The following is a 26,511-nucleotide window of genomic DNA, read 5'->3' on the forward strand; positions in this document are numbered from 1 at the left end:
CTCCCTAGGCTGGGGGGTCCGGGGGGCGGGTGATGGAGAGCTCAAAAGAGAGGCGGGCTCTGTCACCTCTCACGTAACTGCGGGTGAACTCGATGGGCTCGTCGCCGGGGCCGAAGGCGACCCCCTCGACGAGCATGGCGGGGCGTTCCACGGGCTGGTCGAGCAGCCGGGCCTCGTGGGCGCGCAGCCGTACCGGCTCGATGACCTCGCGGGCGCGCACGATCCTGGCGCCGTAGTGCGCGCCGAGCAGGCTGTAGAGGGAGTTGCGCTCAAGATCGTGGTCGAGCAGCCCGGCGAAGCGGCCGGCCGGTAGGTAGACCTGCTCCAGGATCAACGGCTCGCCGTTGGCGATGCGCAGACGTTCGAGATAGACGACCTGCGCGCCGGGCGCCAGGGCCAGCGCGGCGGCGACCATCTCTCCCGGCATCTCGATCCCGGAGGCGACCAGTCTGGTGTCCGGGTCCAGGCCGTGCATGTTCATCAGGTCGGCGAAGCTCTGGCTGGTGCCCAGATCGACTTCGAGCCGGGAGTGCTGGACGAACGTGCCGCGCCCGCGGGTGCGCTCCAGACGGCCCTCGCGGGCCAGCTCGGCCAGGGCCCGCCGTACCGGGATGAGGCTGCATCCGTAGCGGCGGGCCAGCTCTCTCTCCGGCGGCAGACGGTCTCCCGCCTGCCATTCCCCCTCGTCGAGCGCGGCGCTCAGGTCCAGGTAGACCTGGTGGTGGAGGGGGATCGGACCGGCTTCGAGCCGATAGCGGGCCATCGGGAGTTCGCTTCCTTCCGAAATCTGCCGAGCGGTTGATTGCTTATAATGTTGTCAGCAATACTGATCACGGCCGCTACCTCTGTCAAGGCGGCACCCCCCGAATCAGAGGCAGGTAGAAGGCGTGACGGAGTCACCCCGAACCCAACCGGCGCCCTGGCGAGTGGCGCTGACCTTCGACGTCGAGCACGGCGACCATCCCGCCCACCCGGACGGCACCCGGCACGTGCTCGAGACGCTCACCGAGCGCGAGGCCGTGGGGACCATGTTCATCCAGGGGCGCTGGGCCCAGGCGAACCCCGCGCTGGCCAGGGACCTGGCCGCCCACGGTCACCTGATCGGCAACCACTCCCACCACCACGCGCCGATGAGCTGGCTGTCGCCCAAGGCCTTCGACCAGGACGTACGGCTCGCCGAACGCGCCATCCGCCGCGCCACCGGCCACGACCCGAGCCCCTGGTTCCGCTGCCCGTTCGGCGACGGCAGCGATGACCCGGCGATCCGGTCCGCGCTGGACCGGCTCGGCTACCGGGAGACGAGCTGGCACGTGGACCCGTTCGACTGGCGCGGCAAGGCCACCGGGCCGGGCGTCGCCCGCCTGGTCGTGGAGGAGGCCGTCGCGCACGGCGACGGCGCCGTGGTGCTGCTCCATCCGTGGACCAAGGCAACCGGCCGTGCCCTGCCGCTGGTCATCGACGGTCTGCGCGCCGCCGGTGCCCGCCTCGTTCGCATGGACGAACTCGCATGAACCGCCCACCGCGCCTGGCCATCGCCGGGACCGGCTACATCGCCGACTACCACGCACGCGCCGCCGCCGGCGCCGGCGCCGTGCTGGTCGCCGCGGTCAACCACCGGCCGGAGTCCCTCGACGCCCTGTCACAGCGGTACGGCATCGCCCGCCGCTACCTCGACCTCGACCGTCTCCTGGCGGACGGCGACGTGGACGGCCTCATCGTGGCCACGCCCAACTCCCTGCACGCCGAGCAGGCGGTCAAGGCGCTGCGGGCCGGGGTCTCGGTGCTGCTGGAGAAGCCGATGGCGCTGAGCGTCGCCGAATCCCTGGCCATCGCCGCCGCGGAAGGCCCGCGTGCCCGGGTGATGCTCGCCCACTGCCTGCGTTTCGACGAGCAGGTCGGCTGGCTGCGCGACCTGGTGCGCGACGGGACACTCGGCAGGCCCGTCCACACCACCGCCTACGCCGTCCACGCCGGGTTCGGCCCCGAGGGCTGGTTCACCGACCCGGCGCTGGCGGGCGGCGGCGCGCTCATGGACCTCGGCGTCCACGCCATCGACGTCACCCGCCACATCCTCGGCGACCCCCAGCCCGTCAGCGTGAGCGCGCACTGCGGGACGCACTACCGCGACCTGCCGGTCGACGACACCGCGATCCTCACGATCGTCTGGGACAACGGGGTCACCTCCGGCGTGGAGTCGGGCTGGTGGCATCCGCACACGCCGGGGCCGACGGGGAGCGTGCGCGTGTCCGGCACCGAGGCGTACGCGCAGACCTTCCCCGGCACGCTGGTACGGGCCGGGCAGCCGAGCGCGGAGGCGTTTCCCGGCGAGCTCACCGAAGCGGCGCTCCAGCGTAGATACGACGCCCAGATGCGTGCGTTCCTGGACACTCTGGCCGGGGCCGTCCCCACCCCCGGTGCGTCGCACGGCGTCACCTCGATGCGGATCATCGAAGCGGCGTACCAGAGCGCCGCCCACGGGCGGACCGTACATCTTGGGAGGGACCGATGAGGTCGTTGTTCGTGGAGTTCCCGGGTCCGGGCGAGGTGCGGGTGGCGCATGAGGACGTCGACCCTCCGGGCCCCGGCGAGGTGCTGTGCCGTACCACGCTGTCGCTGATCAGTCCCGGCACCGAGCTGGCCTGCCTGCACGGGGAGTTCGACCCGGGCACCAACTGGGAGGAGTGGGTGCGTCACCCGTTCCGGCCCGGCTACAGCATGGCCGGGGTCGTGGAGGCGGTCGGCGAGGGCGTCACGACGTTGCGGCCCGGCGACCGCGTGCAGAGCTACGCGCCCCACCAGGAGCTGGTCACCCTCACCGAGCGCGAGGCCCGGCCGCTGCCCGGCGGCGTGACGGACGAGGAGGCGGTGTGGATCCCCCTCGTCGTGACCGCGGCGGCGGGCGCCGCCAGAGCCGCGATCACCATGGGCGAGACCGTCGTGGTGCTGGGGCTCGGCCCGGTGGGCCAGCTGGTCGTGCAGTACGCGGTCGCGCACGGAGCCTGCCGCGTCGTCGCCGTCGACACCGACGCCAGGCGGCTCGACCTGGCGCGGGCGAGCGGGGCGAGTGACCTGCTCGCGGGCACCGCGGCCGACGCCCTCTCCGCCGTCGCCGACCTGACCGGCGGCCGGTTCGCCGACGTGGTCTTCGACGTCACCGGCAACCCCGCCGTGCTCTCCCAGGCGGTACGGCTGGCCCGCACGCTGGGTCGTGTCGTCCTGCTCGGTGACACGCCCACACCGTCCCGGCAGACGCTCGGTCCCGGCGTGGTCAGCAACTCGCTGACCATCCTCGGGGCGCACGCCGACCTCGTCTCCGACGACCCGTCGGCGGGCCCGCTCAACCGTGACGCGGTGACCGAGCTGTACTTCCGCCGTCTCGCCTCGGGAACGTTCAGAACCGCCGAAATGATCTCCGAACGGGTGTCCCCCGTGGACGCGGAGTCCGTCTACGCGCGCCTGCGAGACGGCGGAGCACCGGCCGGAGCGCTCTGCTTCGACTGGACGGCATGAAGGAGGAACGGTGACCGGCCGGCGGTGAGTCCCTTCCTTCGGCCGGGCGTGAACCCGGTTCGGCCCGGCCGCGACCGGGTCCGTCGACGCCTCGGGCGGCGGTGGGGAGGAGGCGGGTGCCGGCGGTCGGAGCTCACTGATCGCCGCCGGCGCCGCGTAGGCGCTCGGCCGCGCGGATCATGTCGTCGCTGAGCCGGTTGAGGATCGCGCCCATGGTTTTCAGCCGGGCACCGGCGGGGGTGGCCGGACCGAGGACCTCGGCACCGCCGTCGGCGACCTCGGCGAGTCGGGCGTTCCTGCGGGCGCTGGCCAGCCACGACCGGTGCCAGATGTCGCCGTCGATGACGTAGCGGTCACGACGCCGCCGGGAATCGCGTTCGCGCCGGATCAACCGCTGCTGCTCAAGTTGGGTGACGGCCTTCGAGACGGAGGCCGGGCTGACCTGGAGCCGCTGGACGAGTTCGGCGGCGGTGAGGCTGCCGCTGTCGGTGGTGTAGAGGCAGGCGAGCACCCGAGCGGTCATGCGGGGCAGTCCGGTGTCCACCAGCATGGTGCTGAAGTCGTCTTCCAGTTGCCTGATCGTCTCCGGATTCCGTCCCTGCCCGTCTCTGACCGCCGGCGCCGGCTGGGACTCGGCGGACCTGTTGCGGTGGGCCCGGATCCCGGTCGCGTGGTGGGCCCGGTCGGCCTGGTAACCGCCGGCCCCGCCGTTGCGGATGACCTCGCGGGTGACGGTGGAGATCGGGCGTCCGAGGCATTTGGCGATCTCGGTGTAGGTGAGCCCTTCGGCCAGTCCCCTGGCGATTTCCCGGCGTTCCTCGTATGTCAGTCTGCCGCCTGGCATCGGCGCTGCGCCTCCTCCCGTTGAAAACAAATATTGCATTCGCTGGCAGCTCATTGCAAGTAGGGATTTTGCATTCACCTTCATTGTCATTGCAAAACGCCGGGTGAATGTCTCGGATTTTATTGACGGCGCCCTGAATGCAAACTAGCTTTTGTGTCTGTAAAACACGCGCTGTCTCGTGTATCGGAGTTCGATGTGATCGCATCCCTCCTTCTCGCCGCCGCGCTCGTGGCGGGCCCTGCCCAGGTACAGCCCGCCCTCGATCGGGCCGTATCCGAAAACGGGGCACCCGGCATCGCCGCCGAGGTACGCGAGGGGAACAAACGGTGGTTCGGTTCGGCGGGGTTCTCAAACACCGAAACGGCTCGCGGGCGCCGCCCGAACGAGCGTTTCAGAATCGGCAGCGCCACCAAGGCGTTCACCGCCGCCGTGGTACTGCAACTGGCCGGAGAGGGCAGGCTGAGCCTGGACGACCGTATTCAGCACTGGCTGCCCGGACTGGTGCGGGGCAACGGATACGACGGCGGAAGGATCACCGTCCGGCAATTGCTCAACCACACCAGCGGAATCTTCAACTACGGCAACGACCCCGAATTCTTCGCCAAGGGGCGGGGCGCCGCGTGGTTCGAGCACCGCTACGACGTCGTCACGCCGGAGGAACTGGTGGGGATCGCGTTGCGCAACCCACCGTACTTCGCCCCCGGCGGGGGCTTCGCCTACTCCAACACCAACTACATCCTGGCCGCCATGATCGTGGAGAAGGCGACAGGCAGGACCTTCGGTGACGAGGTGACCCGGCGGATCATCCGGCCGTTGCGCCTGACCGGGACATACCTTCCCGGAACGGAGGCGAGGATCCGAGGTCCGCACCCCGTGCACTACTCCACCCTGTTCTCCCAGGAACCCAACCCGGCGATCTACGACGCCGGCGACATGAACCAGTCCGCCGCCTGGTCGGCCGGCGGGATGGTCTCGACGGTCGGTGACCTCAACCGGTTCTTCGGCGCGCTGCTGGGCGGCCGATTACTGCCCGCCGCCCAGCAGAAGGAGATGTTCACCACCGTCGAGACCAAGGGCGGGCCCGCCTGGATCCCCGGCACCCGTTACGGACTCGGCGTCTTCACCCAGAGACTGTCGTGCGGCACGTGGGTCTGGGGTAACGCCGGTGCCACCTACGGATCGTGGACGTACGCCATGGGGCGGCGAGACGGCAGGCACATGCTGGCCACCGAGATCAACGGCGACTGGAGCGGGCTGAACGTCTTCGCCGACGTCCTGTCGGCCGAGTTCTGCCCGGTCGGGTCCCGGTGAGCCCGCCGCCGTCATCCGGGGATCTGGCCTTCTCGCGCAGGTCAGGGCATGACGATCGTTCGGGGCGGGGGTCAGGCGGCCCGGTCGGCGGCGGTCAGGGAGGCGATCAGCTGGGATCTGGCGCGGGCAACGCGGGAGCGTACGGTGCCGACCGGGCAGCCGATCAGTTCGGCGGCCTCGCCGTACGGCACCCCGACCAGCTGGGTCAGCACGAAGGCCTCGCGGCGTTCACGCGGGACCCTGGACAGCAGGTCGGCCAGGGCGACTCCGTCCTCGCGTCCGGGAAGCCCGAGGGGCTGACGGCGTTCGGCCGCCGACTGCCAGTCCGTGAGGTCGGCGAGGAGCGGACGGCGGGCCGCGGACCGGAAGCGGTCGATGACGACCCGCCGGGCGATGGACAGCAGCCAGGTCCGGGCGGAGGAGCGGCCCGCGAAACGGGGCAGGGCGAGCAGGGCCCGTACGAAGGTCTCCTGCGTCAGGTCCTCCGCCGCGTGGGTTCCGGCCAGGTGGGCGACGAAGCGCAGTACGTCCGGGTAGACGGCGCGGGCGAAGGCCTCGACGGTGTCGGGCGCCCCCGCACGCGCGGCCAGCGCGAGCGCCGTCACCTGCTCGTCGGAGAGCCCGGAGAGCCCGGAGAGCCCGGGGGAACCGGAGACGACAGAAGGGCAGGAGGCGGCGGAGGGTTCGGATAAGCCGACAGAGGCGGGGGAGGCGGGGAGGTCCGCTGAGATCGAGGAGACGGCTGGTACGGCAGGAGGCATGGGGGTTCCTTCGACGCTGGTCGAGACGGAGCCGCGGGCGTCAGGGCGTGCTCGCCGGGCGGGCCGATCGACGGCTTAGGGGGATCCGGCCGGGTGAAAGGGCATGCCGGAGGCGGGGGCGGACGTGTCCGGGCACGGTGAAGTGCCCGGACACGTCCAGGCGCGACAGGGAGCACCCCGGACGCGGCCACGCCCGGCCACGGGGAGCGGGGACACGCCCGGGCACGACGCGCGGGGCGCCGTGCACCCGGCTGTGACGAGTGGGCCGGGCCGTGGACGGGCTCGGCGGCGGTGTCGGCTCCCCCCCCGGCTCCCCCTGGCTCCCCGCGGCTTCGGTGAGGGAAGCGGGGCCACCCGGTCACGGAGCCGGGGGGCACCTGGCCACGGAGGGCCCGGGGAACGCGTCCGGCCCCGAAGGACGTCCGGTCCCGGAGGGCCCGGGGAAGCGCCCGATCACGAAGGGCCGGCGAGGACACCCGATCGCGAAGGAGCGGGGAGCGCGCCGGTCATGAGAGGGCGGGAGAACCTCCGGTCGGGGGAGGACTCCGGTCGTGACAGGGGGGAAGGCCCGGGGCCGTGGGGGCTCAGCCGGTGGGGGCGGGCAGGGGTGGGCCGCGGCGCCGTAGCGCGGGAAGGACGTCCCGCCCGCCGTACGGCGTGGCCTCATGGGTGGTCACCGGCCGCCGGACGGGGGCGACCACCTCGGTGGGGACGGTGAGGAGCAGCCGGATCACCGGCAGGCGGCGGCCGTACAGGCGGATCATCAGCCACACCGCGCTCTCACCGCGGTACAGCCACCAGCCGGTGCCCAGCGCGACGGCCAGGTGGACCGCGGTCATGCCGGAGGTGGGATGGCCGTGGTCGCCGAGGATCGTGGTGTGCGGCCCGTGCGCGGCCCGGCTGAACAGCTCGTGCAGCAGGAGCTGCACGCCACCGGTGGCCGTGAGCACCACCTCGGGGCCGCGTTCACGACCGCCGAGCGGGTAGGCGACGCAGAAGGAGACGACGACGCCGAGAATCCCGAGGAACGGCGGGACGAGACCGCCTCCGGCCAGGGCGTGGCCGCCCGCGGAGACCACGGTGCACAGCGTCGCGAAGACGATGGCACGTGGCACGCGAAGCGCCGACGCCGCGAGGGTCACACCCGACATCCTGACATCCGGGTGGCCCGCCGAGAAGGCCGTGATCGTGGATCACAGCCTTTCTCTCCAGAATCGCCCCACTGAATCCGAATTTATCGGGCATAGGGCTATAGAGGCCCACAAACCTACCGTCAGGAGGGGTGACGATGACGAGAACGGAGACAGGCAGGACGGTCCGGGACCTGATGCACCCGGACGCGCGGTGCGTCGGTGAACACGACAGTCTGCGTACGGCCGCGCGGATGATGCGCGACCTGGATGTGGGCGCGCTGCCGGTCTGCGGGGACGACGACCGGCTCAAGGGGATCATCACCGACCGTGACATCGTGATCAAGTGCTGCGCAGAGGGCGGGAACCTCGACGAGACGACGGCGAGTGAGCTCGCCCAGGGGCTGATCTGGATCGACGTCGAAGGCAGCGTCGACGAGGCGCTGACCATGATGGAACGGCACCGGATCAAGCGTCTGCCCGTGATCGAGAACCACCGCATCGTCGGCATGATCAGTGAGGCCGACCTGGCCAAGGGCCTGCCCGACGACAAGCTCGCCGAGTTCGTCCACCAGGTCTACGGCCGGCGGTGAACCGGGGCCCGTCCGCCGGAGTCCGTGAGGGCGACGGCGGGCGGGCCGGTCCGTGCGCGGGGCCCCCTCACCACGAGGTAGGGCCGGTCAGCTGGGCGATGTCCGCCGAGGTGACGCTCATCAGCCTGCCGGACAGGTCGGCCAGCGCCCTGGCGGCGGCGAGCTCGTCGCCGATCTCGGCCACCGGATCGTCGGACGGGTTGCGGCGTGCCCGGCCGATCCCCGCCAGTTCCCCGGCACCCGCGATGGGCAGGACCGCCCTGGCGAAGGTCTCGTCGCCGTCCTCGGTGATGGAGACCCGGACGTCCCACTGCTTGGATCGCATGATCTGAACCCCCGTTCTTCGTGACGGTGGCGGCGCCCGCTCTCCGGGCGCGAAGCCGTCACCTCCATTGTCGGAGCCGTACGGCGTGACCATCAGGGACGAAGGTCCCGCCCTTGGGGGACGGGCTCCCCTAGGACCCGTTTTGCGGATCTTTCCGCCTGCCGCGGTCGCCCAGGCGGCGCCCCGCCGCGTTGTCGCCCCACCCCACGAAAACGCTCCGCGTTTGCCGCGGGGCCCGGGGAGAATCTGTCGCCCATAACTCCGTTATGAGCTCCTCCTCCGCCTCGCGGGGCATCCACCTGGACGATCCTCGCCACGGCGAAGATCCACAAAACAGGTCCTGGGCGGGGCGTCGTGCCCTTGGGAAAACGGGAAACGGGGCGATCCCGTTTCCCGTTTCCCGGCATTCGTTCTCCACGGGCCCGCGACGGGCCCGTCGTGAGTTCTCTAACGCGAGGTGGTGGAAACCGGCAGGCGGGACTCCTCCCGCTGTTCCTCGTGCCCCTCGCGCCGGGGGAGGGTCGCGGCGACGACCAATGTCCCGGCGATCAGGACGACGTTCTTGACGACGAACTCGCCCTCCATTGTGAGCATGAGCGGGTTTCCGTCCTTGAACGCGACACCCGGGTGGAGCACCAGGACCAGGAACGTGCCGAGGAGGTGGAGCAGGAGCACGGGCAGGAACGGGCGCAGCCACCGGCCAGTGAACAGCGCCAGGGCCACCGCGACCTCGAACACGCCCAGGGCGGGCACCACGAACGACGCGGGCAGCGGCACGAAGGACAGGGTGTCGGCGACCAGGGCGCCGACCGGGCTGACGTTCGCCACCTTCAGCACGCCGAACCACAGGAACACCAGGCCGAGCGTCCCTCGCATGATGACCGGGAAACGCCGGTGGAGAATGGCGGCGACTCGCGACTTGACATCGGTTAGGGCGCTTGGTATACGCCCTTGATGGAGATGTGACCCTTTAGTCCGATACATGGTTAACTCCGATGGCTGGGGGGTTTGCCGGGTCTAATATAGCCTGCCCTTTTCTTTCGGAAATTGTAGGAAATGGGGTCTTAGGTCACGGTTGTTGAGTTGCCAAAGCGGGGGACGGAGATTTTCCCGCGACCCGCGAATTCCCCCGTACGGTTTCAGGCGGCCCGGGGCGATGGGAGAACGATCCCGCGAACCCGCCGGCGGGCCCGAATATGGTTGTCGCTCCGCCATCGGATGCGCGTAGGGTTGGGGACGCAGTCGGTTCGCCCTGCCCGCCAGGCAGACGCGTCGTAAGAGGGAACCCGGTGTGACTCCGGGACTGCCCCGCAGCGGTGAGTGGGAACGACCGCCGTCAAACGCACTGGATCCGGCAGATCGGGTCCGGGAAGCGACGGCCACTAGGTGTCAGGGCGAGACAACGGCCCGGACGTGCCCGCGAGTCCGAAGACCTGCCACTGCCCGCGTGCGACCACGCACGCGGTGACCTCGGTGACCTCGCGGGTGGGTCGGCGGCATGGGACGGGCCTGGTGCGCCCGCCTCTCCTTCGTCTCTCCCCTCGGGGCACCGGAGTCCTTTCGTGACTCGCGAAGGAGAGTTCCGTGACCGAGACTTCCTCCCCCACCGTGTACGGCTACCCCCGTCAGGGGCCGGACCGTGAGCTGAAGAAGGCGATCGAGGGCCACTGGGCGGGCCAGGTGACCGAGCGTGACCTGCTGGACGTCGCGGCCGGGCTGCGCGCAGGCAACTGGCGGCACCTGACGGAGGCGGGGGTGCGGGAGGTGCCGACCGGCGACTTCTCGCTGTACGACCACGTCCTCGACACCACCGTCATGGTCGGCGCCGTCCCCCCGCGTCACCGAGCCGTCGTGGAGACGGAAGGCCCCCTGGCGGGATACTTCGCCATGGCCCGGGGCACCCAGGAGGTCGCCCCGCTGGAGATGACCAAGTGGTTCGACACCAACTACCACTACCTGGTGCCGGAGCTGGGACCTGACACCGTCTTCGCCGCGGACCCGGCAAAACAGGTCGGCGAACTGCGCGAGGCCGTCGCGCTCGGGCACACCGCGCGCCCCGTGCTCGTCGGCCCCGTCACCTACCTGCTGCTGGCCAAGCCCGCCCCCGGCGCGGACCCGGCCTTCGAACCCATCGGCCTGCTCGACCGGCTGCTGCCCGTCTACGCCGAGGTGCTCGCCGCCCTGCGCGCGGCCGGTGCCGAGTGGGTGCAGCTCGACGAGCCCGCGCTGGCGCAGGACCGCGACCGGGCGGTGCTCGACGCCGCCGCCCACGCCTACCGTGAGCTCGGCACCCTGACCGACCGGCCGAAGATCCTCGTCGCCGGTTACTTCGACCGGCTCGCAGACGCGCTGCCGGTCCTGGCCAGGGCGCCGATCGAGGGCCTGGGACTGGACTTCACCGGCCCGGCCGCGGCCAACCTGGAGGACCTGGCCCGCGCGGGCGGTCTGCCCGGCAAGCGCCTGATCGCCGGTGTCGTGGACGGCCGCAACGTGTGGATCAACGACCTGGGCGGGTCGCTGGCGACCCTGGCCACCCTGCTCGGCCTGGCCGGCCGGGTGGACGTCGCGCCCTCCTGCTCGCTGCTGCACGTCCCCGTCGACCTCGGGCTCGAACACGGCCTCGACCCGCGGGTCGGCCGCTGGCTCGCCTTCGCCAGGCAGAAGGTCGCCGAGGTCGTCACCCTGGCCACCGGGCTCAGCGAGGGAACCGGGGCCATCGCCGGACGGCTGGCCGCCAACCGGGCCGACCTGGCCTCACGCGAGGCCTCCACGCTCACCCACGACCCCGGGGTCAGGGCCCGCGCCGCCGCGGTCACCCCCGCCGACACCCGCAGGCCCCAGCCGTACGGTGAGCGGGCGGCGGCCCAGCGCGCCCGCCTCGGCCTGCCGGAGCTGCCCACGACCACCATCGGCTCCTTCCCGCAGACCGGGCGGCTGCGGGCGGCCCGCGCCGACCTGCGCGCCGGGCGGATCGACCAGGACGCCTACGACGAGCTGATCGCCTCGGAGATCCGCTCGGTCCTGGTCTTCCAGGAGCGGGCGGGCATCGACGTCCTGGTGCACGGAGAGCCGGAACGCAACGACATGGTCCAGTACTTCGCCGAGCGGCTCAACGGCTACCTGGCCACCCAGCACGGCTGGGTGCAGTCGTACGGCACCCGCTACGTGCGCCCGCCGATCCTGGCCGGGGACGTCTCCCGCCCCAGGCCGATGACGCTGCGCTGGACGACCTACGCCCAGTCCCAGACGGGGCGACCGGTCAAGGGCATGCTGACCGGCCCGGTCACCATGCTCGCCTGGTCCTTCGTCCGCGACGACCAGCCGCAGGCCGAGACCGCCCGCCAGGTCGCCCTCGCCCTGCGCGACGAGGTCGCCGACCTGGAGGCCTCGGGCATCGCCGTCATCCAGGTGGACGAGCCCGCGCTGCGGGAGACACTGCCGCTGCGCGCGGCCGACCGGCCCGCCTACCTGGCCTGGGCGACGGAGGCCTTCCGCCTGGCCACGAGCGGGGTGCGGGCCGACACCCAGATCCACACCCACATGTGCTACGCCGAGTTCGGTGAGATCCTGTCCGCCATCGACGACCTCGACGCCGACGTGATCAGCCTGGAGGCCGCCCGTTCCCACATGCGGGTCGCCGGCGAGCTGGCCGGGGCCGGGTATCCCCGCGAGGTGGGGCCGGGCGTCTACGACATCCACTCCCCGAGGGTGCCGGACGTCGAGGAGGTCGCCTCCCTGCTGCGCGAGGGACTCGGCGGCGTCCCGGCCGGGCGGCTGTGGGTCAACCCCGACTGCGGCCTGAAGACCCGTGGCTGGGGCGAGGTCCGTGTCTCCCTGGACAACATGGTCGCCGCGGCCCGGGTGGTCAGGGCGGAGGCCGGCTGACCCCTCCTCCGGGCCCGGCGCGCGCCGGGCCCGGAGGCTCCCGGTCACGACAGGCGTTCGGCCGCGAGCCGCCGCACCTCAGACCGCACGATCTTGCCCAGCAGGGTTCTCGGGAAGCCGTCCAGGCCCAGGTCCTCGACGGGGACGAACCTGCGCGGCACCTTGAAGGTGCTGACGAACCTCAGCAGCGTCGCGCGCCAGCCGTCGACGCGGGCGACGGCACCGGGCAGCAGCGTGTAGACGAGCACCGGCTCGGCCCCCGTCACCGGGTGCGGCAGCGCCACCAGGACGGCGTCCTCGACGCCTTCGAGGTGCGAGACGACGTTCTCGACCTCGGCGGGGTAGAGGTTCTCGCCGTTGACGACGACCATGTCGTCGAGGCGGTCGACGATCGACAGCTCCCCGCGTTCGTCGAGGCGTCCCAGGTCGCCGGTGCGTATCCAGCCGTCGTCGATCCGCTCCCCGGTGAGGCCGGGGGCGTCCTGGTAACGGGTGAACACGTTGTCCCCGCTCAGCAGCACCTCGCCGCTCTCACCGGTCGCGACGTCCCGCCCGTCCCGGCCGGCCACGCGGACCCGGGAGCAGTCCAGGGGCAGCCCGGCGCTCCTGGGGTCGCCGCTCTTTCTCCCGCGTGGTTCGACCGTGGCGATCGAGGCCGTCTCGGTCATGCCGTACACCTGGTGGACGGGCAGGCCGAAGGTGGCCTCGAAGCGGTGGATCAGCTCGACGGCGAGAGGGGAGCCTCCGGCGAGGACCCCCTTCAACCGGCCTGCGACCGGTCGTTCCGGCCGTTCGACCAGGTGGGCGAGGTAGGCGTTGACCACAAGCGTCCACGTTGGCTCGTAGCGGTCGACGTAGGTCCAGAACCGCGCCAGCGCCGCCTCCGGGCGCACGCACACGGTACGGCCGCCGCACCACAGCGGGGTCAGCGTCGGGAAGACCTGCCCGCCGGCGTGGAAGAGCGGGCCCACGTTGAGGAAGACGTCGTCCTGGCCCGCCCGCGCCCATCCGGCCAGGGACCGGGAGCCCGACAGCAGGCTCCGGTGCGACAGGACGACCCCCTTCGGGGTGCCGGTGGAACCGGAGGTGTAGACGATCTCGGCGTCGGCCGCGCCGTCGCCGCCGGAGAGGATCGGCCGCCTGCCGTACGCCTCACCCCGCGCGAGCAGGCCGGTCAGCAGGGACTCCTCGTCGTCGGTGCCGATCCACTCCGGGCGTCGCCGCAGCTTCACGGCCGTGGCCTCGCGGCCGAGGACGAGCGCGGGCCCGCAGTGCGTCAGGAGCGTTTCGAGTTCGGCGGCGCCCGCCTTCGGGTTCAGCGGCACCAGCACCCGCCCTGAGGCGACGACGCCGAGGAAAAGCAGCGCCGCCAGCGACGAGTTGTGCATGACCGTCGCCACCCGCGCCCCGGCGGGGACGCCGCGTTCCTCGAACAGGGTCGCGCATCCCCTGGTGAAGGTCAGGACGTCCGCGAAGGAGAAGACGCGGCTCTCCGGCTCGACGGGCAGCAGGTAGGGGCGCTCGCCGTACCTGGCGGCGGCCGAGGTGACGAGGCCGAGCAGGGTCGTCGCCGCGGGGAGGGACGGCCCGGTCACGGCCGGCGGGGCGGGTCCGGGCAGGGCGACGCTCCGGGACCCCTCCCGCAGGGCACGTCGTACGGCGGCGCACAGGTGGCTGACCGTGGGCGTCTCGAAGACGACGTCGACGACGTTCGCGCCGAAGGACAGTTCGAGGCGCGTCACGATCTCCACGGCGGCCAGTGAGTCCATCCCGGCTTCCATGAGGTCGTCGTCGGGACCGAGACGGGAACGGTTGAGGGCCTCGGCGCAGATGGAGGTCACCCGCGCCTCAAGATCGGTCGTGGCCACCGAAGAACGCCTCCGTTCAATTCACGGACCGTTCTGCCGCCGCGCCGGTCCCCTTTTCTCTCCCGCGGTGATATTCATCCGTCGCCCCACGGACGGTCAGAAGTGACGTCGCGATGATCCGCGGATAACCGGGATCATGTGCGGTGGTTCTTCGCGGCGGTGTCACACCGCCCTCGGAGAATGCGCCCGAAACGGCCCGCTGTCAACGATGGAACAGTTCCCGCGGTGCTGATTCGGGTTTTCGTTTCTTTCTTTCCGCATGGGGTACGCCGGGCCGGTGAAATCCGGGGAGCAGGGGTACGGGCCGACACGAGGACCATTTCGACCCTGGGGCGGGGTAATGGCCACGGCACCGCTCGGCGGCGATTTCGACCCCTTCTCGCCGGAGATCACGGCGGGTCCTTATCCCGCCTGCGCCGGCCTCCTCCGTTCCGGCGAACCCGATCGCGCGCCCGCCGCGCGCCTGACACCCCGTCGTACCCGACGCCCGCCGGGTCCGGGGCCGCGGGGCGGGAATTCCGGTCCCGGGGCGGACCGGAAAAGGCGGAGCCGAATATCGGAATAAAAAGCCGCCCGAAACCAGGGGTCCCGGAATCCCCGGCTTTTTGTGTTACCTGTGAAACGTGTGTTACCAGAGTGGCCTGATGGATTCGGTATTCCGTGACGGATCAAGCACCGTACGACGGTTTTGGGCGCTCCCTGGTATCGGTCTTGACCGTGTGTTAGCATTCCTCCGACTAAAGGCCTGTAAGGGAATTTTATGGCCGTTGACCGCGAGGACGCCGGCTGGTCGGTTCGGTTTCCTGTGTCGTAAGAATTACCGCTCGCGTACTTTTTCTGGAGAAAGCATCAGGCCTGTTTCGGCATTGGAGGGTGACGGTGACCCGGAAAGTCGCGGTTCTGGACGACGAATTGCTTGTGGTGCGAACACCCGAAGAATTCCATCGTGCGCCGGGCGACTATCAGAAGATGCTGATCAGCCAGGTCATGATCAACACAGAGGGTGAGCTGTCCGGCGGCGACGACTACACCATGGTCTTCCTCCCGCTGGCGCCGAACGCCGAGGAACGCCAGGTCTGCGCCGAGCGCGCGGTCGAGGAGTACGACCACTACAAGATCGGAAAGCGGATCCTCGCCGAGATCGGCGTCGACACCACCTACATGGAGCAGCAGTCGCTCGACGAGCGCAACCTGTTCGCCGACCAGGGACTGCACACCTGCACCACCTGGGCCGAGCGGGGCGTGTTCTCCTACATCGGCGAGGAGGCGGCGCTGCTGATGATCCGCGAGTTCGCCGAGAGCAGCTACAAACCGTGGGCGGAGGCGGTGCGCACCATCATCCTCGACGAGAAGGTGCACATCGCCCACGGCGCCCGGGTGTGCAGGAACCTCGCCACCACCGAGGAGGGCAGGCAGCAGCTGCAGGCCGCGCTCGACCGGCTGTGGCCCACCTTCATCGGCGTCTTCGGCAACCCCAACTCCAAACGCGCCGAACTGGCCATCAGGTACGGCCTGCGCCAGACCACGAACGCCGAGGCCCGCGACCAGTGGATCAAGACCGTCTCGGCCCGCGCGATCAACCTCGGGTTGCGCGTACCGACGACCCAGGCGGGCTGACCATGGCCACGGTTCCGCTCACCCTCGCTCCCTACAACCCTCCGGAGCCGGAACGGCGCGCCGCCAAGGTACGGCTGCGCGAACTGCTCGCCGACCGGCCGGACCTCGCCGAACGTGTCCAGGCCATCCGTGAGATGGGACGCCGGGTCCGCGCCTGCGAGGTCCACCTGACCACCACCTGCAACATCCGCTGCAAGGGGTGCTGGTACTTCGAGGGCGGTTTCGACGCCGCCGTGCCCGAGACCTCCGACATCGGCCTGATCAGGGCGTTCGTCGAACGGCTCGACGCCTCGGGGGTGACCCAGGCCACGCTGATCGGTGGCGAGCCGACCCTGGTGCTGAACCGGGTCCAGCCGTTCGTCGAGCTGCTGCCGTACATCACCATCTCCACCAACGGGCTGCGCCCGCTGCCGAGGGAGGGCTTCGAGAACGTCGCCGTCGCGATCAGCCTCTTCGGCGGCGGCCCGCTCGACGACGACCTGCGCGCGCACCGGCCCAACGGCTCGACGTTCACCGGCCTCTTCGACAAGGCGCTCGGGCACTACCGGGACGACCCGCGTGTGACGTTCGTCTTCGCGCTGTCGGAGGACGGCCTGCGCCATGTCGAACCGACCGTGCGGGCCATCGCCGACAACGGCAACCAGGTCACCTTCAACTTCTACAGCGCGCACGGCACGGACCATCCGCTGCGCATCGAGAACGAGAAGAGAACCCTGGCCGAGGCGCTGCGGGTCAAGGAGCTGTTCCCGGAGACCGTGGTCTCCCACCCCTACTTCATCGAGACCCTCATCACCGGGCGCACCCACTGGGGAGGCCGGTTCGGCTACGACGTCTGCCCGAGCATCAGCGTCGAACTGCCCGAGCACGCCGCGCGGGTCGGCAACGGCCACCCGGTCATCGACGGGTTCGCGGTCTACGGCGCCGACTACAAGACGCTGCAGTTCTGCTGCACCTCGGGAGACTGCGGCGGCTGCCGCGACAGCCAGGCCGTCTACACCTGGCTGGTCGTCAGCCTCAACCGGTTCCTGGACAGCCCCGAGCGGCTGGAGACGTGGACCGGCCTGGCCGAGGCCTACTGGCGGCAGTGGTACTGGTCGCAGCGTCACTCGCCGAACTTCGCGCGCCGTACCGCATCCGCATCCGCCGAGTGAGACAGGCCCAGTGAGACAGAAGGGAAAGACAGGCATGACGAGTGAGGCCGCCCCGTCCGCCATCCGGGACTTCATCAACAAGGAACTCGTCGACCTCGGGGTCGAGGAGGACGCGCTCGACGCCGACGCCAGGTTCGACGAACTGGACATCGACTCCCTCGACGTCGCCGACCTGATGACGTCGATCAAACGTGACTACGGCGTCGTGATCCCGCGCCGAGACCTGGTCGGGATCACGCTCGGCCAGCTGGTCGACCGCGTCGTCTCCGAGCGGGCCGCGGCCGTGCAGGAGGCCGCCGAGGCGGGGTGACCGGCACCGGGTGAGGACACCGGCGGCGCGCAGGAGAACGAGAACCCCCGAACGGAGACATGCAGGTGTCCGGACTTTTCACGGGCAGGAAGTATCTCATCACCGGAGTGCTCAACGAGGAGTCCATCGCCTGGCACGTCGCCGCCGCGCTGCAGGCGCAGGGCGCGGACGTCGTGCTCACCTCCTTCGGGCGTGCCCTGCGCGTCACCCGCAAGGCGGCGGCCCTGCTGCCGTCGCCCGCGGACGTCCTCGAACTGGACATGACCGACGACACGCACTTCCAGGCGGTCGCCGAGGAGGCCGCGGAGTGGGACCGCCTCGACGGTGTGCTGCACAGCGTCGCCCACGCGCCCGCCGACGCGCTCGGCTCCGGTTTCCTGACCACCCCGGCGGCCAGCGCGCTCGACGGTTTCCGCGTCTCCGCCTACTCCCTGCAGCAGCTCGCCCAGGCCCTGGCCCCCGTGCTCGCACGGGCGGAGAACGGCGGCGCGATCGCCGGGATGACCGTGGACACCGGCAGGGCGCTGCCCGGCTACGACTGGATGGGCGTCTACAAGACGGCCCTTGAGTCCGTCGCCCAGTACCTGGCCCTCTATCTCGGCCCGTCGGGAATCCGGGTGAACCTGGTCGCCGCGGGCCCGGTCGAGACCGTCTCGGCCTCGGGGGTGAGCAGCTTCGGGCGGCTGGCCGACCACTACGAGCGGTGGGCGCCGCTCGGCTGGGACCGCAACGACCCGTCGCGGGTGGTCGGCGCGGTGCTGTTCCTGCTCTCCGACCTCGCCAGGTACACGACCGGACAGGTGCTGTACGCCGACGGCGGGATGCACGCGGTGACCGGCGGCGTCGGCGTCCCCGGCCCCGCGGCCCCCTCCGGGCGGCGGTGAGCGCCGCACACGGGCCGAAGCCACCGACGACCGGTCGCGGGGCGTCGGCCGCCACGACTGGTTGAAGGAGGTCGGCATGCGTCTCCTCGTCAAGGGAACGGCCGGACCGCTCGCCGGGGAGCTGGACATCCCGGTCTCGAAATATCACGCGCACCGCGCCCTCATCCTGGCCTCCCTGGCGCCGGGGACCAGCCGCATCCACGGCCTGACCGACGCCGGGCACGTCCGGCACACCGTCGCCGCGCTGCGGAGTCTCGGCACGTCCATCAGGGTGGAGGGGGACACCTTCGTCGTCGAGGGCGGGCCGTACCGGCCGAGGGACGGCGTGGTCTCGGTCGGCAGCTCGGGCACCACCCTGTACTTCCTGACCCCGCTGGCCTGCCTGGCCGAGGCGCCCGTCACGATCACCGGGCAGCGCTACTTCCGGCGCAGGCCGATCAGGCCGCTGCTCGACGCGCTCGCCGCGCTCGGCGTGACCGTCGAGGCGCCGACGGGCTGCCCGCCCATCTCGGTCCTGCCGCACCGCCCCTCGGGAGGGCGGGTGAGCGTGCCGGGCACGCTGTCGCAGTGGATCTCCGGCCTGCTGCTCCTGGCGCCCTTCGCGACGGGCCCCAGCCTCATCGAGGTCACCGGGCCGTTCAACGAACGCTCCTACGTGGACCTGACCGTGTCGATGATGCGGACCTTCGGCCTGACCGTCGAGGTCGGCGACGACGGCCGCGCCTTCGCCGTCGAACCGGGCCAGCGGGCGCGTCCCGCGACGGTCACCCTGCCGCCGGACATCGGCTCGGCCGCCTTCGGGATCGCGGCCACCGCGCTGCACCCGTCGGACGTGCTGCTGCGCGGTCTGCGCACGACGAGCGCCGCGGAGACCGACCACCCGGAGGCGGACCTGCTGGACATCCTCACCCGCATGGGGGTGCCGTTGCTCCGCGACCCGGACAGCGGGTTCGTGCGGGTGCGTCACGACGGGCTGCGCCTTGCCCCCGTCACGGTCGACTGCCGTACGGTCCCGGACGCGCTGCCGGTGCTGAGCGCCCTCGCCTGCCACGCCGAGGGCACCTCGGTGCTGGAGAACGTGGCCCACGTGCGGCTCAAGGAGTCCGACCGGGTGACCGCGATGCTGCAGCTCAACCGGATGGGGGCACGGCTCGGGCTGCGCGGCGAACGGCTGGTCTGCCACGGGGTGGAGAGCCTCGCCGCGGCCGACCTGTCCTCCTTCAACGACCACCGGGTGCTGATGGCGCTGGCGGTGGCCGCGTCGAGGGCCGACGGGGAGAGCAGGCTGACCTACCCCAACGCCTACCGGATCTCCTACCCGCGCTTCCTCAACGAGATGAACACGGTCGGCATGTCCATGACGGTGCAGGCCCCGGAACGGGGGCCCCGGGCGACACAGGGGACACAGGAGACACGGACTCCCCGGGTCGATCCCGGCAGGACGGCCGCCACGACCGTCGGCGCGCTCGTGCGCCGCAGGGCGGGGGAGCGGCCGGACGACGTCGCCGTGGTCGAGACCGCCTCGGAGGGCCGCGGGGAGCGCGTCCTCACCTGGCGGGAGCTCGACGAGCGCGCCGACGCCGCCGCCGCACTGCTGCTCGACCTCGGCGTCGAACCGGGCGAGCCGGTCGCCTGGCAGCTGCCGAACTGGGCGGAGTTCCCCGTCCTGGCCCTGGCGACGGCCCGCGTCGGGGCGCTGTGCTGCCCGCTCATGCCGATCTTCCGTGAGCGGGAGATGTCCTTCATGCTGGGCGCCTCCCGGGCGAGGGTCCTCGTCGTCGCGGAGCGGTTCCGGGGGCGTGACCACGCCGCCGAGATCGCCGGGCTGCTCGCGCTGCCGGGCGCGCCACGGCTCGACCACGTCGTGGTGGCCGGTGGCGAGGGGCCCCTGCCGTACGGCACGGGCACGACCGCGTGGCACCGCTGGGAGGAGGCGACGGCCGGGCGTTCCCCCGGCCGCGCCGTGATCGACGCGCGCGGGCCCGCGCCGACCGCGCTGGCCCAGCTGCTGTTCACCTCGGGCACCTCCGGCACGCCCAAGGGGGTGCTGCACCGGATGGACGCGCTGACCAGGGCCGCCATGATGGAGGTCAGGCACCTTGGCCTCACCCGGCGGGACCGGGTCTTCGTCCCCTCCCCGCTGGCCCACCAGACCGGGTTCCTCTACGGAATGTGGCTGGCGATGGCGCTGGGCGTCCCGCAGGTCCTGCAACCCGTCTGGGACGGCCGGGCCGCGCTGGACGCGCTGCGCCGCTGGGAGTGCACCTTCACCCAGGCGGCGACCCCGTTCCTCGGCGACCTGCTGGGCGCGGTCGAGGAGACCGGACGACGCCCGGAGGCGCTGCGGATCTTCGTGGCGACCGGCGCCGCGGTCCCGCGCGCGCTGGCGGAACGGGCCACCCGGACGCTGGGCGCCGCGGTGTGCGGCGCGTGGGGCACGACCGAGACCGGCCTGGGCACCCTGTCGGCGCCCGGCGACGAGGAGGCCCTGGTGTGGGGGACCGACGGACGGGCCCTGACCGGGGTGCGCGTCCGGGTCACCGACGACGCTGGCCGGGTCCTCGGCCCCGGCCAGGAGGGCAACTTCGAGGTCACCGGCAAATGCCTGTTCGAGGGCTACCTCGACCAGCCGGAGCAGACCGCGCAGGCCATGACCCCCGACGGGTGGTACCGCAGCGGCGACCTCGCCGTGATCGACGAGGCCGGGTTCGTCCGGATCACCGGGCGGGTCAAGGACGTGATCAACCGGGGCGGGGAGAAGGTGCCCGTCGCCGAGATCGAGCAGCTGCTGCACACCCACCCGGCGATCGGCGACGTGGCGATCGTCGCGATGCCCGACGAACGGCTCGGCGAACGGGCCTGCGCCTACGTCGTGGCGACCGGCGAGGTGGACCTCGGCGAGATGCGGCGCTTCCTCGACGAACGCCGGGTGGCCAAGCAGTACTGGCCGGAACGCCTTGAGCTCGTCGGGGAACTGCCCCGCAACCCCGCGGGCAAGGTGCAGAAGTTCCTGCTGCGCGAACGGGCGAGACAGCTTGACGGTGTCGACAGTGAGGTGCATGGGTGATGTGGAGCGGTGAGAGCGCCTTCCCGGCGTTGCTCAGGGAGGCCGAGGCGTTCGTCCGCGGCCCGGGCGAGGAGTACGCGGCCGAGATCGAACGGACCCGCGCCGTCCCCGCGCGGCTCTGGGAGGACCTGCGCGAACGCGGCTTCCTGCGCCTGGCCGCGCCGGTGGAGTACGGCGGGCGCGGCGTCCCCTTCTCCCGCTACCTGGAGGTCCTCGAACTGATCTCCATGTCGCACGCCTCGGTGCGGATGATCGTGCACGTGTGCAACGGGGTGTGGCGGTCCATGGACCGTTTCGCCACCGACGAGCAGCGCAAGGAGTTCGTGCTGCCGCAGATCGCCGGGGACATCAGGGTCGCCTTCACGCTGACCGAACCGGACGCGGGAACCGGCGCGGACCTGCGCGCCAGTGTGACCAGGCAGGGGGACACCTACTTCCTGTCCGGCAGGAAGCACCTGATCACCTTCGGGGTGAGCTGCGACTACTGGCTGCTGTTCGCGCGCCTTGAGGGCACCGCGGGCAAGGAGGGCACGGTCGCGCTGCTGGTCGAGCGCGGGGCGCCGGGCGTGACGGTCGAGGCCATGCCGGACACCATGGGCGTGCGCGGCACCGACCACGCCAGGCTGACCTTCGACCGCACGCCGGTCCCGGTCGCCAACCGGCTCGGCGAGGAGGGCCAGGGCCTGGAGGTCGCGCTCGGCGGATTCCTCACCCCCAGCAGGATCGCGGTCGCGACGACCTGCGTCGGGCTGGCGAGGAGGGCGCAGGAACTGGCGGCCGAGCACGCGCGGGAACGCCACACCTTCGGCAAGCCCCTCGCCGCCCGGCAGGCGATCGCGTTCGCCCTCGCCGAGAACGCCGCCGACATCGAGGCGGCCCGCCAGCTCACCCTGTACGCGGCCCGCCGGTGGGAGGACGGCGACGAACGGGCGGGCACGCTGTCGTCGATGGCCAAGCTCACCGCGGTCGACATGCTGACCAGGGTCACCGACAAGGCGCTGCAGGTGCACGGCGGCATCGGGTACTGGGAGTCGAGCCCCATCGAACGGGTCTACCGGGACGCCCGGGCCCAGCGGTTCGAGGAGGGCACCAACGAGATCCAGAAGACCGTGATCGCCAGGGACGTACTGAGGGCGGGAAATTGAGCATCTATCAGGACAAGATCGTCGTGATCACGGGAAGCTCGCGCGGCATCGGGCGGGCCCTGGCGCTCACGCTCGCCGCGGGCGGCGCGACCGTCGTGGTCAACTACAAGAAGAACACCGCCCTGGCCGAGCAGACCTGCAAGGAGATCGAGCAGGTGGGCGGCAGGGCGCTGGCCGTGCGGGCCGACGTCGAGCAGCCGGAGGAGATCGACAGGCTCTTCGGCACGGTCGGCGAGACCTTCGGCAGGCTGGACCACTTCGTGTGCAACGCGGCGGCCAGCGCGTTCAAGAACATCGCCGACCTCAGGCAGCACCACCTCGACCGCTCCTACGCGATGAACGTGCGCTCCTTCGTGCTCGGCGCGCAGCACGCCGTACGGCTGATGACCGGCGGCGGGCGGATCGTCGCGCTGTCCAGCTACGGCAGCATCCGCGCCTACCCGACCTACGCCAACCTCGGCGCGGCCAAGGCGGCGATCGAGGCGTGGGTGCGCTACATGGCGGTGGAGTTCGCGCCGAAGGGCGTCAACGTCAACGCGGTCAACGGCGGCATCATCGAGTCCGACTCCTCGGAGTACTTCTACAACATCCCCGGCATGGCGCCGCTGCCCGGAGTGCTGTCCAAGATCCCCAAGGCGCGGATGGGAACCGCGCGGGAGGTCGCCGACTGCGTCGCGTTCCTGCTCTCGCCCGCCTCCGAGTACGTCACCGGGCAGACCCTCGTGGTCGACGGCGGCCTTTCGGTGATCGCGCCGCCCTTCCACGAGGACCTGACACCCCCGCTGGCCTGGGATGACTGACCTGCGGCACGTCCTGTCCCCGGGGCGGATCGGGCGGCTCGAACTCCCGCACCGCGTCGTCATGGGCGCGATGCACCTCGGCTTCGAGGCGCGCGACGACGGCGGCGCCGCGCTGGCCGCGTTCTACGCCGAACGGGCCAGGGGCGGCGCCGGGCTGATGGTCACCGGCGGCGCGGCGGTGAGCGCCGAGGGCGCGGGAGGCCCCGGGTACGGCGTGCTCGGCGACGCCGCCTTCCACGCCCGGCTGCGGCGGGTCACCCGGCGGGTGCACCGGGAGGGCGGGCTGATCGCGCTGCAGCTGTTCCACGCGGGCCGTTACGCGCGGCCCGCGCCCTCCGGGCCGCCGCCGGTCGCGCCGTCCGCCGTGCACAGCCGCTTCTCGGGGCGCGAGCCGTACGCCATGACCCCGCAGCGGGTCCGCGGGACCGTCGAGGACTTCGCACGCGGCGCCGCCCTCGCGCGTGACCTCGGGTTCGACGCCGTCGAGGTGATGGGGTCCGAGGGATACCTGGTCGACCAGTTCCTCTCGCCGCTGACCAACCTCCGCGACGACGAGTGGGGCGGCGACGCCGTACGGCGCGGGCGTTTCGGCGCCGAGGTCACCCGGGCGGTCCGCACGGCCGTGGGGGAGGACTTCCCGGTCGTCGTCCGTTTCACCGGGATCGACCTGATGGACGGCGGCACCCCGCAGGAGGACGTCCTGGCCTTCGCCAGGGCGCTCGCCGCGGCCGGGGCGGACGCGCTCAACGTCGGCGTCGGCTGGCACGAGTCCCCGGTGCCCAGCGTGCAGGCCGTCGTGCCGCCCGGGGTGTGGACACCGTTCGCCGTCCGGGTGAAGGAGGTCGTCGGCGACCTTCCGGTCATCGCGGGCAACCGGGTGAACCGCCTGGAGACCGCCGAGGCGATCCTCGCGGGGACCCCGATCGATCTGGTCTCCATGGCCCGCCCCTTCCTCGCCGACGCCGGCCTGGTCTCCGCCGCGCGGCGGGGCCGGCCGGTGAACGTCTGCCTGGCCTGCAACCAGGCGTGCGTCGACCACTCGCTGACCGAGCGCGAGGTGTCGTGCATGGTCAACCCCAGGGCGGGCCGGGAGTCCGTCCCCCGGTGGTCCGTCCGCCCGGTACGGCCTCGCACCGTCGCGGTCGTCGGCGGCGGGCCCGCCGGGCTGCAGGCCGCCAGGAGGGCGGCGCTGGCCGGGCACCGGGTCGAGCTCTACGAGGCGGCCGAGGCCCTCGGCGGCCAGTTCCGCATGGCGCGCCAGGTGCCGGGCAAGGCCGACTACGGCGGGACGATCGCCTACTTCGCCGCGGAACTGGCCCGGCTCGGCGTCCGCGTCCACCTCGGCCGCGCGATCGGGGCCGCCGACCTCGGCCTGCTGCGCTCCCACGACGGCGTGATCGTCGCCAGCGGCACCCGCCCCCGCCGGGTGGACGTCCCCGGCGCCGACCTGCCGAACGTGCTCACCTACCCCGAGGCGTTCGCCCGCCTTGCCCGGGAGGGCCTGGAGGGGCGGGTGGCGATCGTCGGCGGTGGCGGCGTCGCCGCCGACCTGGCCCACCTCCTCAGCAGAGGCCACGGCCCGCTGGGGGAGGACGAGCGCTTCCTGCGCCGCCACGGCCTGGCCGCCGGTCCCGTGCCGGTCACCGCGCGGGCCGAGGTCACCCTCGTGCAGCGCGGCGCCCGCACCGCCGGGCGCACCGGCAGGTCGACCCGGTGGGCGGTGCTGGCGGAGCTGCGCGAACAGGGCGTGCGCGTCCTGCGTGAGACGGCCTGCCTGCGGATCACCCCGGCCGGGGTGTGGATCGCCGGGCCGGACGGCGCCGAACGGCTCGTCGAGGCCGAGACGGTCGTCGTCGCCGCAGGCCAGGTCACCGACCGGGCGGTCCCCGCGCTCGCCGGGGACGCCGGGGTGTGGCACCGCCTCGCCGGCGGGGCGAGGGACGCCGAAGGGCTCGACGCGGTGCGGGCCTTCGCCGAGGGGTTCGCCGCCGCGGCCGAGTTCGACGAGCGGGGGCCGGGCGCGCTTGAGCCCGCCGGTCCGGGAAACCGTGGAGGGACTGTCAATGGATAACGGGCACGAGGTGGTGATAACCGGGATCGGCGCGGTCACCCCGGTCGGGATCGGCAGGGAGGAGACCTGGCGCAACCTGCTGGCCGGGCGTTCCGGCGTCGGCCCCGTCACCGCGTTCGACGCGAGCGGGCTGCCGACCAGGATCGCGGCGGAGGTCAAGGGTTTCGACCCGGCCGCCTACCTCGACGCCAAACGGGTCCGCCGCTCGGCCCGCTTCTCCCAGTTCGCGGTCGCCGCGGCGCGCGAGGCCGTCGCCGACGCGAAACTGGAGATCGGCCGGGACAACGCCGCCAGGGTCGGGGTGGTGGTCAACGCCGCCGTCGCCGGGTTCGACACGGTCGAGACGGCGACCAGGGGGTTGCTGTCCCCCTCGCCGGTCACGCCCAACAGCTACTTCGTCCCGTCCTCGCTGACGAACATGCCCGCCTGCGAGACGGCCATCGACCTCGGCGCGCACGGCCCGGTCAACGCCAGCGCGCTGGCCTGCGCCAGCGGCCTGTACGCCCTGCTCGACGCGCGGCGGCTCATCCTCTCCGGTGAGGCGGACGCGGTCGTCTGCGGGGGGACGGACGCCGCGATCACCCCGGTGATGTTCGCGGGCCTGGTCGGCATGGGCGCGATGTCGGAGCGCAACGACGACCCCCGGGGCGCCAGCAGGCCCTTCTCCGCGGACCGGGACGGGTTCGTGTTCGGGGAGGGGGCGGTGATCATGGTCGTCGAGTCGGCCGAGCACGCCGCAGGACGTGGGGTCACACCGTACGCCGCCGTCGCGGGCGGGGCGCTGACCTGCGACGCCTTCCACATCAGCGCGCCCGACCCGTACGGCGGGCACGCGGCGGAGGCGATCGGCCAGGCGCTGCGGCGCGCGGGGGTCCAGCCGGGGGACCTCGACTACGTCTGCGCGCACGGCACCTCGACCGCAGCCAACGACGCGACCGAGACCAGGGCCATCCGCACGGCGCTCGGCTCGGCCGCGGACCGGGTCGCCGTCAGCGCCCCCAAGTCGATGGTCGGCCACCTCATCGGGGCGGCGGGCTCCCTGGGGGCGATGGTGTGCGCGATGGCGATCCGCGACGGGGTCGTGCCGCCGACCATCAACCTGGAGGTGCCCGACCCCGCCTGCGACCTCGACTACGTGCCAGGCGCCGCGCGGCGGACACCGGTCCGCGTCGCGGCCACCAACGCCTTCGGGTTCGGGGGGCAGAACTGCGTGGCCGTGTTCAGCGGCCTAGAATAAGT

The 26,511-nt window shown here is 71.8% G+C and carries 22 protein-coding genes and 1 riboswitch; of the genes, 15 read left to right on the forward strand and 7 right to left on the reverse strand.

Translation table 11 applies throughout. The features are described from left to right. Nucleotides 1-4: 4 nt before the first annotated feature. The gene (locus ABT340_RS04140) at nt 5-763 is read right to left on the reverse strand and encodes a GntR family transcriptional regulator (protein ID WP_352009162.1); all 759 of its coding nucleotides are present in this window, start codon (nt 761-763) and stop codon (nt 5-7) included. A 124-nt stretch (nt 764-887) separates the two neighbouring features. Between ABT340_RS04140 and ABT340_RS04145 the strand changes: the two genes are divergently transcribed. The 3 genes from ABT340_RS04145 to ABT340_RS04155 are packed head-to-tail and all read left to right on the forward strand — an operon-like array spanning nt 888 to nt 3,510. Next, nucleotides 888-1,511 (forward strand): polysaccharide deacetylase family protein, encoded by a 624-nt coding sequence (locus tag ABT340_RS04145; protein WP_352009163.1) that lies wholly within the window; start codon nt 888-890, stop codon nt 1,509-1,511. Beyond that, a complete protein-coding gene (locus ABT340_RS04150) occupies nt 1,508-2,509 on the forward strand; it encodes a Gfo/Idh/MocA family protein (RefSeq protein WP_352009164.1) in 1,002 nt (333 codons plus the stop codon). The genes ABT340_RS04145 and ABT340_RS04150 overlap by 4 nt, the downstream gene beginning before the upstream one ends. Then, nucleotides 2,506-3,510, forward strand: a complete 1,005-nt coding sequence (locus ABT340_RS04155) for a zinc-dependent alcohol dehydrogenase (protein ID WP_352009165.1) — start codon at nt 2,506-2,508, stop codon at nt 3,508-3,510. Before ABT340_RS04150 ends, ABT340_RS04155 begins: the two co-directional genes overlap by 4 nt. A gap of 133 nt (nt 3,511-3,643) precedes the next feature. Here the strand turns inward: ABT340_RS04155 and ABT340_RS04160 are convergent, their stop codons facing one another. Continuing rightward, entirely contained in the window at nt 3,644-4,354 is a 711-nt protein-coding gene (locus ABT340_RS04160) for a GbsR/MarR family transcriptional regulator (RefSeq protein ID WP_352009166.1), read from the reverse strand. 195 nt (nt 4,355-4,549) lie between these two features. Here ABT340_RS04160 and ABT340_RS04165 point away from each other — a divergent pair, with 195 nt between their 5' ends. After that, nucleotides 4,550-5,665, forward strand: a complete 1,116-nt coding sequence (locus tag ABT340_RS04165) for a serine hydrolase domain-containing protein (protein ID WP_352009167.1) — start codon at nt 4,550-4,552, stop codon at nt 5,663-5,665. Between the two features lie 71 nt (nt 5,666-5,736). Here the strand turns inward: ABT340_RS04165 and ABT340_RS04170 are convergent, their stop codons facing one another. Then, entirely contained in the window at nt 5,737-6,426 is a 690-nt protein-coding gene (locus ABT340_RS04170; protein WP_352009168.1) for a sigma-70 family RNA polymerase sigma factor, read from the reverse strand. A 584-nt stretch (nt 6,427-7,010) separates the two neighbouring features. Further along, complete coding sequence (locus ABT340_RS04175; protein ID WP_352009169.1) at nt 7,011-7,568, reverse strand: hypothetical protein; 558 nt, start codon at nt 7,566-7,568, stop codon at nt 7,011-7,013. A gap of 146 nt (nt 7,569-7,714) precedes the next feature. Between ABT340_RS04175 and ABT340_RS04180 the strand changes: the two genes are divergently transcribed. Beyond that, on the forward strand, nt 7,715-8,149 hold the full coding sequence (locus ABT340_RS04180; RefSeq protein WP_352009170.1) for a CBS domain-containing protein: 435 nt from the start codon (nt 7,715-7,717) through the stop codon (nt 8,147-8,149). A gap of 67 nt (nt 8,150-8,216) precedes the next feature. On the opposite strand, the gene ABT340_RS04185 is transcribed toward ABT340_RS04180, so the two are convergent. Then, nucleotides 8,217-8,474: a dsRBD fold-containing protein gene (locus ABT340_RS04185; RefSeq protein WP_352009171.1), complete on the reverse strand. Its 258-nt coding sequence runs from the start codon at nt 8,472-8,474 to the stop codon at nt 8,217-8,219. Nucleotides 8,475-8,921: 447 nt separating this feature from the next. Further along, complete coding sequence (locus tag ABT340_RS04190) at nt 8,922-9,350, reverse strand: hypothetical protein (protein ID WP_352009172.1); 429 nt, start codon at nt 9,348-9,350, stop codon at nt 8,922-8,924. A gap of 349 nt (nt 9,351-9,699) precedes the next feature. Continuing rightward, a riboswitch (cobalamin riboswitch) is annotated at nt 9,700-9,929 on the forward strand. Nucleotides 9,930-10,058: 129 nt separating this feature from the next. Between ABT340_RS04190 and metE the strand changes: the two genes are divergently transcribed. Beyond that, the gene (gene metE / locus ABT340_RS04195; protein ID WP_352009173.1) at nt 10,059-12,359 is read left to right on the forward strand and encodes a 5-methyltetrahydropteroyltriglutamate--homocysteine S-methyltransferase; all 2,301 of its coding nucleotides are present in this window, start codon (nt 10,059-10,061) and stop codon (nt 12,357-12,359) included. A 44-nt stretch (nt 12,360-12,403) separates the two neighbouring features. On the opposite strand, the gene ABT340_RS04200 is transcribed toward metE, so the two are convergent. After that, a complete protein-coding gene (locus ABT340_RS04200; RefSeq protein WP_352009174.1) occupies nt 12,404-14,227 on the reverse strand; it encodes an AMP-binding protein in 1,824 nt (607 codons plus the stop codon). A 969-nt stretch (nt 14,228-15,196) separates the two neighbouring features. On the opposite strand from ABT340_RS04200, the gene ABT340_RS04205 reads away from it, so the two are divergent. From ABT340_RS04205 to ABT340_RS04245, 9 genes are all read left to right on the forward strand, one after another. Continuing rightward, complete coding sequence (locus ABT340_RS04205) at nt 15,197-15,844, forward strand: Phenylacetic acid catabolic protein (protein WP_352009175.1); 648 nt, start codon at nt 15,197-15,199, stop codon at nt 15,842-15,844. Between the two features lie 2 nt (nt 15,845-15,846). Continuing rightward, a complete protein-coding gene (locus ABT340_RS04210; RefSeq protein ID WP_352009176.1) occupies nt 15,847-16,995 on the forward strand; it encodes a radical SAM protein in 1,149 nt (382 codons plus the stop codon). Nucleotides 16,996-17,029: 34 nt separating this feature from the next. Next, nucleotides 17,030-17,305, forward strand: coding sequence for an acyl carrier protein (locus ABT340_RS04215; protein ID WP_352009177.1), 276 nt, complete (start codon nt 17,030-17,032; stop codon nt 17,303-17,305). A gap of 65 nt (nt 17,306-17,370) precedes the next feature. Then, nucleotides 17,371-18,189, forward strand: a complete 819-nt coding sequence (gene fabI, locus ABT340_RS04220; protein WP_352009178.1) for an enoyl-ACP reductase FabI — start codon at nt 17,371-17,373, stop codon at nt 18,187-18,189. Between the two features lie 76 nt (nt 18,190-18,265). Beyond that, nucleotides 18,266-21,256 carry a 3-phosphoshikimate 1-carboxyvinyltransferase gene (gene aroA / locus ABT340_RS04225; RefSeq protein WP_352009179.1) on the forward strand — a complete coding sequence of 997 codons (2,991 nt, stop codon included), beginning with the start codon at nt 18,266-18,268 and terminating at the stop codon, nt 21,254-21,256. Further along, nucleotides 21,256-22,401: an acyl-CoA dehydrogenase family protein gene (locus ABT340_RS04230; RefSeq protein ID WP_352009180.1), complete on the forward strand. Its 1,146-nt coding sequence runs from the start codon at nt 21,256-21,258 to the stop codon at nt 22,399-22,401. Before aroA ends, ABT340_RS04230 begins: the two co-directional genes overlap by 1 nt. Beyond that, nucleotides 22,398-23,201, forward strand: coding sequence for an SDR family oxidoreductase (locus ABT340_RS04235; RefSeq protein WP_352009181.1), 804 nt, complete (start codon nt 22,398-22,400; stop codon nt 23,199-23,201). Before ABT340_RS04230 ends, ABT340_RS04235 begins: the two co-directional genes overlap by 4 nt. Beyond that, the gene (locus ABT340_RS04240; protein WP_352009182.1) at nt 23,194-25,272 is read left to right on the forward strand and encodes an oxidoreductase; all 2,079 of its coding nucleotides are present in this window, start codon (nt 23,194-23,196) and stop codon (nt 25,270-25,272) included. The genes ABT340_RS04235 and ABT340_RS04240 overlap by 8 nt, the downstream gene beginning before the upstream one ends. After that, the gene (locus tag ABT340_RS04245) at nt 25,265-26,509 is read left to right on the forward strand and encodes a beta-ketoacyl-[acyl-carrier-protein] synthase family protein (RefSeq protein ID WP_352009183.1); all 1,245 of its coding nucleotides are present in this window, start codon (nt 25,265-25,267) and stop codon (nt 26,507-26,509) included. Before ABT340_RS04240 ends, ABT340_RS04245 begins: the two co-directional genes overlap by 8 nt. Nucleotides 26,510-26,511: the final 2 nt, after the last annotated feature.

The organism is Streptosporangium sp. NPDC000239, assembly GCF_040300765.1.
GTDB lineage: Bacteria > Actinomycetota > Actinomycetes > Streptosporangiales > Streptosporangiaceae > Streptosporangium.

Coding starts and splice junctions, on each gene's coding strand:
- ABT340_RS04215 (WP_352009177.1), top strand. CDS start 17,030: ATGACGAGTGAGGCCGCCCCGTCCGCCATCCGGGACTTCATCAACAAG.
- ABT340_RS04140 (WP_352009162.1), bottom strand. CDS start 763: ATGGCCCGCTATCGGCTCGAAGCCGGTCCGATCCCCCTCCACCACCAG.
- ABT340_RS04210 (WP_352009176.1), top strand. CDS start 15,847: ATGGCCACGGTTCCGCTCACCCTCGCTCCCTACAACCCTCCGGAGCCG.
- ABT340_RS04150 (WP_352009164.1), top strand. CDS start 1,508: ATGAACCGCCCACCGCGCCTGGCCATCGCCGGGACCGGCTACATCGCC.
- ABT340_RS04170 (WP_352009168.1), bottom strand. CDS start 6,426: ATGCCTCCTGCCGTACCAGCCGTCTCCTCGATCTCAGCGGACCTCCCC.
- ABT340_RS04155 (WP_352009165.1), top strand. CDS start 2,506: ATGAGGTCGTTGTTCGTGGAGTTCCCGGGTCCGGGCGAGGTGCGGGTG.
- ABT340_RS04160 (WP_352009166.1), bottom strand. CDS start 4,354: ATGCCAGGCGGCAGACTGACATACGAGGAACGCCGGGAAATCGCCAGG.
- ABT340_RS04245 (WP_352009183.1), top strand. CDS start 25,265: ATGGATAACGGGCACGAGGTGGTGATAACCGGGATCGGCGCGGTCACC.
- ABT340_RS04190 (WP_352009172.1), bottom strand. CDS start 9,350: ATGCGAGGGACGCTCGGCCTGGTGTTCCTGTGGTTCGGCGTGCTGAAG.
- ABT340_RS04240 (WP_352009182.1), top strand. CDS start 23,194: ATGACTGACCTGCGGCACGTCCTGTCCCCGGGGCGGATCGGGCGGCTC.
- aroA (WP_352009179.1), top strand. CDS start 18,266: ATGCGTCTCCTCGTCAAGGGAACGGCCGGACCGCTCGCCGGGGAGCTG.
- ABT340_RS04230 (WP_352009180.1), top strand. CDS start 21,256: ATGTGGAGCGGTGAGAGCGCCTTCCCGGCGTTGCTCAGGGAGGCCGAG.
- ABT340_RS04185 (WP_352009171.1), bottom strand. CDS start 8,474: ATGCGATCCAAGCAGTGGGACGTCCGGGTCTCCATCACCGAGGACGGC.
- ABT340_RS04180 (WP_352009170.1), top strand. CDS start 7,715: ATGACGAGAACGGAGACAGGCAGGACGGTCCGGGACCTGATGCACCCG.
- ABT340_RS04205 (WP_352009175.1), top strand. CDS start 15,197: ATGCTGATCAGCCAGGTCATGATCAACACAGAGGGTGAGCTGTCCGGC.